The sequence below is a fragment of the Corynebacterium sp. genome (assembly GCF_012837295.1).
Classification (GTDB): domain Bacteria; phylum Actinomycetota; class Actinomycetes; order Mycobacteriales; family Mycobacteriaceae; genus Corynebacterium.
Map to the genome: position 1 here is coordinate 23542 of NZ_DURI01000059.1, position 10915 is coordinate 34456.

The following is a 10915-nucleotide window of genomic DNA, read 5'->3' on the forward strand; positions in this document are numbered from 1 at the left end:
CCGGGGCTCGCGGCACGGCGGCCGTCGTAAAGCAACAGCGGGTCAGTGCCCTCTGCGGATCCATTCCTCCAGGTGCGGAGCCTCACGGCCGATGGTGGTGTGGTCACCGTGGCCGGTGCGCACGATCGTTTCCTCCGGCAGCGTCAGCAGGTTGTCGCGGATGGAATCGATGATGGTGTCGAAGTCCGAGTACGACCGGCCCGTCGCGCCGGGCCCGCCCGAGAACAGGGTGTCGCCGGAGAACAGCTCGTCGGCCTCGGGCACGTAGAGGCAGCAGGAGCCGGGCGAGTGGCCCGGGGTGTTGACCACCACGACCTCCGTGCCCGCGACCTCGATCTTCTGGCCGTGCTTCAGGGTGTCGTGGCCGAGATCTCCCCACGTCTGCTCCCACAGCATCTGGTCGCCGGGGTGGACGAGGATCGGTGCGTCGAGCTTCTCCGACAGCTCCGGGGCGACGGTGATGTGGTCGTTGTGCGCGTGGGTGCACACGATGGCCTTCACACGGCGGCCGGCGACGGCGTCGATGATCGGGGCGGCGGAGTGCGCCGCGTCGACGACGATGACTTCGTTCTCGTCGCCGAAGACCCAGATGTTGTTGTCTACCTCCCATTCACCGCCGTCGAGGGCGAAGGTGCCGGAGGTGACCACGTGGTCGATGACCAGGTCGCCTTGCTTGCGGATGCGGCCGGCGGCGTCGTGCGAATCGGAGCTCATGGTTGCTCTCTCCCGTGATTGAAGGGGGCGGATGATGAAAGGACGTGCAAGTGGTGCGCTCGCCGACCCGGGGTCGGCGGGCGTCGTAAAGCGAAGGCGCTCCCCGGAAAGCGCCCGGGGCAGCAGCGCGGCGGCTACAGCGTGACGACGGAGCGCAGCACTTTGCCGGCCTTCATCGTGTCGAAGGCCTCCTCGACGTCGCCGAGGCCGATGCGCTCGGTGACGAAGTCGCCCAGGGGCAGGCGGCCGTTGAGCGAGAGGTCGACGAGCATGGGGAAGTCTCGCTCGGGCAGGCAGTCGCCGTACCAGCTGGACTTCAGGGAACCGCCACGGCCGAAGACGTCGAGAAGCGGGAGGTCCAGCTTCATCGTCGGCGACGGTACTCCGACGAGCACCACGCGGCCGGCGAGGTCGCGGGCGTAGAAGGCCTGGACGTAGGTCTCGGGGCGGCCGACGGCGTCGATGACGACGTCTGCGCCGAAGCCGCCGGTCAGTTCGTGGATGCGCTTGACGACGGGATCGTCCTCGCCGGTGGCGCCGGGGGCGTCGGCGGTGAGGTCCTTCGAATTGATGGTCTCGGTGGCACCGAATTCGCGGGCGGTGGCGAGCTTGTCGTCGGAGATGTCGACGGCGATGATCGTCGTCGCGCCAGCCAGCTTCGCGCCGGCGATGGCGGCGGTGCCGACGCCGCCGCAGCCGATGACGGCCACGGTCTCGCCGCGCTTGACGTCGCCGGTGTTGATCGCCGCGCCGATGCCGGCCATGACGCCGCAGCCGAGGAGGCCCGCGACGGCCGGATCGGCCTCCGGGTCGACCTTGGTGCACTGGCCCTCGTGGACCAGCGTCGCGTCGGAGAATGCGCCGATGCCCAGCGCCGGCGTCAGCTCGGTGCCGTCGGTGAGCGTCATGGGCTTGGAGGCGTTGTGCGTGGCGAAGCAGTACTTCGGCTCGCCCTTCTTGCATGCGCGGCACTCGCCGCACACCGCGCGCCAGTTGAGCACGACGAAGTCGCCGACCTCGACGTGGGTGACGTCCTCGCCGATTTCGGAGACGACGCCGGCGGCTTCGTGGCCGAGGAGGAACGGGTAGTCGTCGTTGATGTCGCCGTCGCGGTACGCGAGGTCCGTGTGGCAGACGCCGCAGGCCTGGATGTCCACGATGACGTCGTTGGCGCCGGGTGCGGGGATGACGATGTCGGTCATCTCCACCGGCTCGCCCTTGCCGCGGGCGATGATGCCGCGGACGGTGCGGTGGGCGTCCGCCGGCGCAGAGGCGCCCGCATCGGCGGGGCGGGAGGTGGTCGGGGTGTCGTCGGTGTTCGTCATGCACACCAGCCTAGAGAGATCCGCGGGCCGCGTCAGCCGCGTGGCCCGGTCTGCCCGAAACTGCGTCACCCGCACGGTGGGTCGGCATCGCGTGGCCCGGCGCTCCCCGTCAGCCGCGCATGGGTGCGGCGAAGAACTCCACCTCGTGCCACGAAGACAGTCGGAACGCACGGTCCATGGCGGCGCGCTCGGTCGTCGTCGCCGTGGTGGCGTAGGTCGAGCAGATGTCGATGGCGCGGTTGGTGTCCTCGTCGAAGGATTCGTCGGCGTAGGTGTCCAGCCAGCGGGAGTACGGATGGGAACCGTGGTTGCGGGCGACCAGGCGGTGGCCGATGTCGCGGTAGAGCCAGAAGCACGGGAGCACGGCGGCGATCAGTTCGCCGTAGGAGCCGCGGGCGGCGGTGGCCACGAGGTGGTCGACGTAGGCGCGGGTGACCGGTGACGCCTCCACGGCACCCTCATCGACGCTGCCTGCGTCGTCGCCGAGGAAGCCGCGGTGCAGCTCCATCTCCCCGGCGATGGCTCCGTGGGCGGCGTAGGACCAGAACATCTGCTCCTCCTGCGTCGGCGCGAGCGCGGAGGCCGCGGCCAGTGCCCGGGCGTAGCCGTTGAGGTACAGCGCGTCCTGAGCGAGGTAGTCGCGGAACGCCTCCTCCGGCAGCGAACCCGAGCCGAGGCCCTTGATGAAGTCCAGGTCGTCGATGGCGTCGCGCAGATCTGCGATGGACTCCCACCACTGATCGGCGATGGTCGCGGCGTCGGGCGCCAGGCCGCGCTCCCACAGCTGGGCGAAGTGGTGGACGGGGCCGTTGCCTTCACCGACTTCGAGCTCGTCGGCGTGGCGCAGCGCGGAGGTCATCCATGCCTTGGCCACCCCGACCGACCGCACGGGGTCGCCGGTGCGCGGCCACAGGGCGGCGATCGCGGCCGAAAGCGAGCAGCCGGTGCCGTGGGTGTTGCGGGTGCCCACGCGAGGGCCGGTGAACCGTTCGGCCGATCCGTCGGGGCGCACGAGGGCGTCGATGACTTCGCCCTCGATGAGGTGCCCGCCCTTTGCCAGCACCAGCACGTCGTATTCGGCGGCGACGATGCGCGCCTGGTCCAGGGCCTCGCCGGGGATCGTGGCCGGGGCGGTGCCCGCGAGCACGGCCAACTCCGGGATGTTGGGGGTGACCAGGTCGACGTGGCGCAGCAGCCCACGCAGCGCGTCCTCGGCCTCCTCCTTGAGCAGCCGGTCGCCGGAGGTGGCCACCATCACCGGGTCGAGCACGACGATGGGGGAGGGCGTGCCGTCGAGGAACTCGTCGTCGGCGGTGGGCGCATCCTGGGCGGCGATTCCGGCCGCCGCGTCCCCGGCCGCATCCGCTGCGGCCCTGTTTCCACTGCGCAGTCCTTCGAGCCAGTCGGTGACTTCGGCGATGATCGGGGCGTCGAAAAGCATGCCGATCTTGATCGCGTCGATGGCCACGTCGTCCGAAACAGCGTCCAACTGCGAGCGGAGGAATTCCACGGGCGGCACGTGGACGTCGCGGACGCCCCGCGAGTTCTGGCTGACCAGCGCGGTGACCACGCCCATGCCGTAGGCGCCGTGCGCGGAGAACGCCTTCAGGTCGGCCTGCAGCCCGGCGCCGCCGCTGGGGTCGGTGCCGGCGATGGACAGCACCCGTGGGATCCGCCCGTCCCGGCCGGCGCCGCAGGTGACGCAGCCTCCGGTCCAGTCCTGCGGGAACTGCGAGTATGCGGGAACGCGGGCGGCGCCCATGGCAACATCCTTCCGCCGGCATCAACCGGATCAAGTTCGGCGGGTGTGATCTCAGCCCGGATCTTGCCGGGCACCCCGTGTCGGGGGTCAGGTTAGCAAAGCCGCCGGATGGGCTTCGCTTCCTGCTCCGCCCCCTGCTTTCGAGCCAGCTTCGCCCGTGCTTGTCCCCGTGCTTCGTCCCCGGCTTTCGAGCCAGCTTCGCCCCGTGCTTGGCGACGTCCCGGGTGGGGGTCGTCCGGCGTGCGATTCCGGGCCATGGGGTGCGCGTCCGGAACCAGGCGGACACTATGTCGATTTAGGCGATGAACTGGGGATTTGGCGTCCATATCGGTTCTGGGTAGAGTAATGATCCGTCGCACGGAGACGTGCTTCGGCCATTCCTCCATAGCTCAATGGCAGAGCATTCGACTGTTAATCGAAGGGTTGCTGGTTCGAGTCCAGCTGGAGGAGCAGGGCAAGGCGGGTCCGGGATTATTTTCCCGGGCCCGCCGTTTTGTGTCTGCATGGTTGCGTGCATGACGTGGTGGGCCTGTTCGACGTCAATTGTGCCGGACAATCAACTGTTTCGTCTCGGGATGCGTGTCAGATTTAGTTGGCTTTGCCTAACAGTGATGAGGGATTGTTTTCGCTTACGTAGTATCTCCCTGGGTTGTGAGACTGAATTGGCTCGCTTGTGGCTAATTTGCGTTTGTAGAGGCCAGTGCGCGTGTTGGGCCCCTTTTTTTGCCATGTGGGGGGAGTGGGCCGGATTGGGGGCTGAATTGACGTCGCGTGTCCCGGCCATCGAGAGGTGGGCCAGTCTGGTTCGGGCGGCGCTTGAGATTGAGCTGGAAGAAGGGGTGGCCGCCGTCAACACCAGGAGCGTTTGCGCCCGTGCCAACGCTCCCTGGGGCGTTTTTCATTATTGCTTCTCCGGCAAGGGTGAACTCCTCGATTTGCTGTACGGCGATACCGCCACCATGCTCCTGGGCAAATTCGAACATCAGAACGTCGACACGGTCTCGGACTTCCCCCGTACCGTTCTGAAGCTTCTGGTGGAGAAGTGGCCGCATGTGTACATCCTCAACGAATTTGCCATTTTCTCCTCGCGTGTAGCGCCGAGCGGTGACAAGGGAATGGCGGGGCTCCGGTACTTAGAGGCGTTCATTGAGGGCACGGAGGTGCAACTCGATCGCCGCGCTGAACGCGGTGGCTTCCGGTGGGCCCCGAATGCCCCGTGCCCGCGCGCATTATCGTCCACTCCTTGTTCGGCGTCGCTACGGCGCGAATCATCGGTGCGGAACTCAATCCCGGGTCCGATGGGTTCAGGGAGACCATGAACACGTGCGTGTCGATGCTGGAGGCTCTCCAGGTCCCCCAGGGAATCCCCCGGGTCGTGGCTCAGCGATCCCTGACCTTGATGACGCCGAACACGAGAACGCCGTCGAGAATCACGGTCAGGCCGTTCGCCGGGACGGTCGACGACGTCTTGATGCTGACTTCGCCGAGAATCGAGGTCGTGCGATCGACGACGATGGTGCCCGGCGGGACGATGACGGTCGCGTCGGAGAACGCGGACTGGAAATCCAACTCGATCCGCGCGGCAGGCCAGTCGGCCTCCCGCAGATCGAGTTTCACGTCGCCGAAAACGCCCCACCATGTCGTCGTCGCCTGCGGTGCCCACCGCCCGGTGAACGTCTTGTCGGAGAAGATCGCCGGCGTGCCGGACTGCCGGTCATCTTCCGGGGTGGGGCCCACCAGTTCCTTTCCGGCCGCGGCCATGTCGGCCGGGCGCGGCCGGTACGGGTCGGGGTTGCGGTAGGGGTTCGCGGTCTGGGCCGGTGGCCCCGGCGCTGGGGTGCGCCCCGTCTCGGGTGCCCGGGCAGACTCGAGGCGTTCGAGCCGGCCGGCGACGGCGTCGAGTTCCGTCGAATCATCATCGTGGCCGGCGTCCCACACTCGCCCGCACAGGGAGTCGTATTCGGCGATGGTCATTTCCCCGCGCCCGACCGCGACTTCGAGTCGGGCTTGGAGGCTCTCGCGACGACCGGGGCTCGGGGTGGAATGTGTCATGGGGCCAAATTATCCACTTTCGAGTGCCCCCAGTGACATTCGGAGGTGACGGCGGTCGAAGCGTCGTAAGGCACCTGTGCTGGGCAAACGACCGGGATCCGGATAGTTAATGCGTTGTTCATCTTCCACCAATGTGATTTCCACCTCGCGTCCTTACCCTGGCGCTCGTCCGGCAGGGGGAAGCTGCCGGGCGGAACAGGAGCCACGTTGCGTACCACGACCGCGACCACTGACCGAACCCCTCTGATCCGGGATGGGGAGGTGGTGGACGCGGGCGCGACGACGCGCGGCGGCACCATCGCTTCAGCCCGGCCCTCCGACGGGACCGCCGACCACCGGCGCCGGGACACCGCATTGCGCACCTACGTGCTGGACACGTCGGTGCTGCTGTCCGACCCGCATGCGCTGCGGAAATTCGCCGAGCACTCCGTTGTGCTGCCGCTGGTGGTGATCAACGAGCTGGAGGCCAAGCGGCACCACCCCGAACTGGGTTGGTTCGCCCGCACGGCGCTGCGCCAGCTGGAGGATCTGCGCCACCGGCACGAACGCCTGGACCTGCCGGTGCCCGCCAACGAAGACGGCGGCACCCTGCAGGTCGAGCTGAATCACACGGACCCGTCGGTGCTGCCGGCGGGTTTTCGCAATGACGCCAACGATCACCGCATCCTGGCCTGTGCCCTGAACTTCCGGGCGGAGGGCCACGACACGGTGCTGGTGACCAAGGACATTCCGCTGCGCGTGAAGGCCGGTGCGGTGGGGCTGCCCGCCGACGAGTACCACGCGCAGGATGTGGTGGTCACCGGTTACACGGGGCTGGCGGAGGTGGGCGCGGCGTCGGAGGACATCGACGCGCTGTTCCGCAATGGCTTCGTGCAGCTTCGCGACGACGCCGCCACCGCCGACGGCGTGCCCGCCCGGGAGCTGCCGGTGCATTGCGGGGTGCAGCTCACCGCGGGCACGCAGTCCGCGTTGGGGCGCATTCTGCCCGGTGGCGGGGTGCGCCTGGTCCGCGGCGACCTGGAGGCCTTCGGTCTGCGGGGCCGTTCGGCGGAGTAGCGCATCGCGCTGGATCTGCTTCTCGACGACGAGGTGGGCATCGTCTCGCTGGGCGGGCGCGCCGGCACCGGGAAGTCCGCGCTGGCGTTGTGCGCCGGCCTGGAGGCGGTGATGGAGCATGGCAGGCACCGCAAGATCGTGGTGTTCCGCCCGCTCTACGCCGTCGGCGGCCAGAACCTGGGGTACTTGCCCGGGTCGGAGAGCGAGAAGATGAACCCGTGGGCGCAGGCGGTGTACGACACGTTGGAGGGACTGGTCAGCCCTAACGTCATGGAGGAGATCCAGGCGCGGGACATGCTCGAGGTGCTGCCGCTGACGCACATCCGCGGACGCAGCCTGCACGACAGCTACGTCATCGTCGACGAGGCGCAGTCGCTGGAGCGCAACGTGCTGCTCACGGTGCTGTCGCGCCTGGGGGCGAACTCGCGGGTGGTGCTCACCCACGACGTCGCGCAGCGGGACAATCTGCGGGTCGGGCGCCACGACGGCGTGGCGGCGATCATCGAGAAGCTCAAGGGCAACGATCTTTTCGGCCATGTGACGCTGCAGCGGTCGGAGCGGTCGCGCATCGCGGAGCTGGTGACCAACCTGCTCGAGGAGGAATAGGGAGGGACCCGCCGCCGCCCCGGCCTCCCGCGCGGGACCGCCGCCGCCTCGGCCTCCTCCTGCCGACACCTGCCGGGCGGGGCGGTCACCGCATTCGGCCCCTGTCTTCGCGGGGGCCGTTTCCGCATTCGGGGCATTTGGCAACCGGTCGCGGAAAACGCCCCCACCGCCGCTCGACGGGGGCTATCGTTCGGGCCATGAACCATTCCGCGAAGGAAACCGACATCCTGATCATCGGCGCGGGCTTCTCCGGCCTCGCCACCGGAACCAACCTGCTGCGCGAGGGCATCGAGGATTTCCGGATCATCGACCGCGGCCACGAGGTCGGCGGGACCTGGCGCGACAACACCTACCCGGGTGCGGCGTGCGACGTGCCCAGCCACCTGTACTCCCTGTCGTTCGCGCAGGACTTCGACTGGTCGCGCAGCTTCGGCACGCAGCCGGAGATCGCCGACTACCAGCGCAGCGTCGCGGTGGAGGAGGGCCTGTACCCGCACATCGATTTCCGCACGGAGATGGTCGATGCCCGCTGGGACGATGCCGCGGGCCGCTGGCTGGTGACCACGCGCCAGCTTCCGCATCAGGTCGACGCCGGTGACGCCGTCACCGGGGTGGCGACGTCCGGGGAGAACGTGGACAAGGTCTTCGGGAAGGGCTCCGCCGCCGGTGCCGCCGGGGCTTCCGACGCCGCCGACGCTGCCGGTGCCACCGGACCTGATGGGGCCACTGGAGCCAATGGCACCGCCCCGGAGACCACCACGTGGTCGGTGCGCGAACTGGTGCTCGGCGTCGGCGCATTGTGCGAGCCGCGCCTGCCGGACATCGAGGGCATCGGGGAATTCGAGGGCAAGATCTTCCACTCCGCGCGGTGGGACCACGACGCGGACCTGCGCGGAAAGCGCGTGGCGGTGATCGGCACGGGCGCCTCGGCGATCCAGATCGTCCCGAAGATCGCGCCGTTCGTCGGCCACCTGGACGTCTACCAGCGCACGGCGCCGTTCGTGATCCCGCGCCTGGACCGCGCCTACTTCGGGTGGGAGCGTGCCGCGCTGCGCAACGTGCCCGGTCTGCGGAAGGTGGTTCGCGGACAGGACTGGTTCTTCCGCGAGATGCAGATTCCCGGCCTGACCAGGAACGAGCACCTCATGGCGCCGATCAAGGCGCTGGCGCTGGGCATGCTGCGGGTGCAGGTCCGCGACCGTGAGCTGCGGGAGAAGCTGACCCCGAAGTTCACCATCGGCTGCAAGCGCATGCTGATCTCGAACACGTACTTCCCGGCGATCGCCCGCGACAACGTCGAGTTGGTCACCGATCCGATCCAGAGGGTCAACGCACATTCGATCACCACCGCCGACGGCACCGAGCGCCCCATCGATGTCCTGATCGTGTGCACCGGCTTCCACGTCACCGATTCGCCGACGTTCGAGCTGGTCCACGGCCGCGAGGGCGAGTCGCTGGCGCAGATGTGGGGGCGCGAGGGCATGAGCGCCCACAAGGGCACGACCATCCACGGTTTCCCGAATCTGTCGGTGTTGATGGGCCCGGCGACGGGTCTGGGGCATTCGTCGATGATCTACATGATGGAGTCCCAGGTGAATTACTTCATGGACATGCTCAAGACCAAGCGCCGCCATGGCGCCGACGTCGCCGAGGTGTCCGCGCGGGCCCAGAGGGAGTGGAACGACTGGATCCGCGACCGGTTGCCGGAGACCGTGTGGGTCACCGGCTGCGGTTCCTGGTACCTCGACGAGCACGGCAACGCCCCGTCGGTGTGGCCCAGCTGGACCTGGAAGTTCCGCGCGAAGACGAAGAAGTTCGACGCTTCGTCGTATGACCTTCGCGTGGCCAAGCCGGCCCCGGCGGTCGAGGCGGCGGGCGCCCGCTAGGCCCCGGCGCTGCGGCGGATGCAGTCGGCGATGGTGGGGCCGTCGTCGACCATCGGCACGTGGCCGAGCCCCGGCAGCAGGTGCAGCGGCACGTCCGGCAGCACCTCGAAGTGGCGCTTCCAACCGCGCATGAGCGTCAGGTCGGTGGTGCCCCAGAAAACCGTCTGGGGCGCGCCGGCGACGTCGGGGGAGTAGTCGAAACTGGCCTTCAGGCCGTGGTCGATGACCTTGTTGCCCAGCATGTTCTTCGCGTCACGGGCCACTGCGTCGGGGGCCAGTCGCCACGGCTTCGACGAGAACATGCCGAACATCGCCGTGCGGCCCACCGCCGTCTTCGCCATCAGAGGCAGCACCGGCTTCAACGCCCGGCCGACGCCGCGCAGCGCCAGGAACTGCGCCACCGTCCGGCGCTGGTCCCACGGGCCGTGGAAGAATCCCGCCGGATTGAAGGCGGTCGCCGACGCCGCGTGCCCGCGCCGGGCCAGTTCCAACGCCAGATATCCGCCCAGCGAATTGCCCGCCACATGGGGCGTTTCGCCGTCGACGGACACGAGGCGCAGGAATTCGGCGAGTTCGTCGATCATGCGCTCGCCGACTTCGTCGTCAAGCGAATCGGGATCCGGCGTCTCGCCGTGGCCCGGAAGATCGATGGCCACCACACGGAAGTGATCGACGAGACCGGGCAACACGTCGTCCCAGGCGTGGCGCGAATGGCAGATCCCGTGGATGAGCACCAGCGTGGGGCCCGAACCGTGGATGGAATGGGCGATGGTCGACGGTGCCGCAGTGTCGTTGTCGTTCGTCATGGGCACCAGGCTATTGCAGGTGAAACGACCTCGCGGGAGTTCCGGCGGATCGGGGCGACTTTGCGGTCGGGCGCCCGCCGCCTATTCGCCCTTGTTGGTCTCCGCGAGGCGGCGGCGCTGCGGGAAGTCCGGTGCGGCGACGGTGGCCTCGAGCGTCGCCTGGTCGGCGTAGGACGACGTCGCACCCAGCGACCGGACGGCCAGCGAACCTGCGGCGGTGCCCAGCGCGACGGCCCGTTCGGCGCTGCCGCCGCGGGCCAGCTCGGCGGCGATGGTGCCGGCGAACGCGTCACCGGCACCCGTGGTGTCCACGATCTCCTCCGCCGGGACGGTCAGCGACGGTTGGTGCCACACGATGCCGTCGCCGCCGTCGACCTCGGCGCGGGCGTAGACGCAGCCCTTGTCGCCCATGGAGATGACCACCGACGGGCAGTACTGCAGCAGCGAATCGATTTGCGCGACCAGGTCGCCGCGGCGGATTCCTTCGGCGGCGCCGAGCTTGCGCAGGATCTCCCACGCCTCGGTCTCGTTGACGATCAGCGGGTCGGCGCTGTCGATCAGCGTGGGCGTCACCACGGTCACCGGCGCGAGGTTGAGAATGAACCGCGTGCCGTGCAGGTTGGCGATCATGCCCAGCTGTTCGGTGGCCTCCGGGCGCAGCTCGCCCTGGGCCAGCAGCACGTCGGCTTCGGCGATTTCCTCGGTGAA

The 10915-nt window shown here is 68.5% G+C and carries 8 protein-coding genes, 1 tRNA gene, 1 pseudogene and 1 riboswitch; of the genes and pseudogenes, 4 read left to right on the plus strand and 6 right to left on the minus strand.

Annotated features, from left to right (window positions below; genetic code table 11):
• Positions 1 to 42 precede the first annotated feature (42 nt).
• The 3 genes from GX015_RS02145 to GX015_RS02155 form a co-directional block, all read right to left on the minus strand.
• Entirely contained in the window at positions 43 to 714 is a 672-nt protein-coding gene (locus GX015_RS02145) for an MBL fold metallo-hydrolase (RefSeq protein WP_291342436.1), read from the minus strand.
• Between the two features lie 134 nt (positions 715 to 848).
• Positions 849 to 2039 (minus strand): S-(hydroxymethyl)mycothiol dehydrogenase, encoded by a 1191-nt coding sequence (locus GX015_RS02150; RefSeq protein ID WP_291342437.1) that lies wholly within the window; start codon positions 2037 to 2039, stop codon positions 849 to 851.
• A 109-nt stretch (positions 2040 to 2148) separates the two neighbouring features.
• Positions 2149 to 3801 carry a bifunctional hydroxymethylpyrimidine kinase/phosphomethylpyrimidine kinase gene (locus tag GX015_RS02155; protein WP_291342438.1) on the minus strand — a complete coding sequence of 551 codons (1653 nt, stop codon included), beginning with the start codon at positions 3799 to 3801 and terminating at the stop codon, positions 2149 to 2151.
• Positions 3792 to 3889: riboswitch (TPP riboswitch) on the minus strand. Its footprint overlaps the gene before it by 10 nt.
• 290 nt (positions 3890 to 4179) lie before the next feature.
• On the opposite strand from GX015_RS02155, the gene GX015_RS02160 reads away from it, so the two are divergent.
• Together GX015_RS02160 and GX015_RS02165 are read left to right on the plus strand one after the other, a co-directional pair.
• A tRNA-Asn gene (locus GX015_RS02160) sits at positions 4180 to 4251 on the plus strand.
• A gap of 389 nt (positions 4252 to 4640) precedes the next feature.
• Positions 4641 to 5120 (plus strand): hypothetical protein, encoded by a 480-nt coding sequence (locus tag GX015_RS02165; protein WP_291342439.1) that lies wholly within the window; start codon positions 4641 to 4643, stop codon positions 5118 to 5120.
• 61 nt (positions 5121 to 5181) lie between these two features.
• Here GX015_RS02165 and GX015_RS02170 read toward each other — a convergent pair whose 3' ends face one another.
• Complete coding sequence (locus tag GX015_RS02170; protein WP_291342441.1) at positions 5182 to 5853, minus strand: LiaF domain-containing protein; 672 nt, start codon at positions 5851 to 5853, stop codon at positions 5182 to 5184.
• 297 nt (positions 5854 to 6150) lie between these two features.
• On the opposite strand from GX015_RS02170, the pseudogene GX015_RS02175 reads away from it, so the two are divergent.
• Together GX015_RS02175 and GX015_RS02180 are read left to right on the plus strand one after the other, a co-directional pair.
• Positions 6151 to 7515, plus strand: a pseudogene (locus GX015_RS02175) (PhoH family protein).
• 197 nt (positions 7516 to 7712) lie between these two features.
• The gene (locus tag GX015_RS02180) at positions 7713 to 9401 is read left to right on the plus strand and encodes an NAD(P)/FAD-dependent oxidoreductase (protein WP_291342443.1); all 1689 of its coding nucleotides are present in this window, start codon (positions 7713 to 7715) and stop codon (positions 9399 to 9401) included.
• Here the strand turns inward: GX015_RS02180 and GX015_RS02185 are convergent.
• Positions 9398 to 10207, minus strand: coding sequence for an alpha/beta fold hydrolase (locus GX015_RS02185; protein ID WP_060925253.1), 810 nt, complete (start codon positions 10205 to 10207; stop codon positions 9398 to 9400). The genes GX015_RS02180 and GX015_RS02185 overlap by 4 nt on opposite strands.
• An 81-nt stretch (positions 10208 to 10288) precedes the next feature.
• Positions 10289 to 10915, minus strand: a 627-nt coding sequence (locus GX015_RS02190) for a PfkB family carbohydrate kinase (RefSeq protein ID WP_291342444.1), incomplete at its 5' end; no start/stop codon positions are given.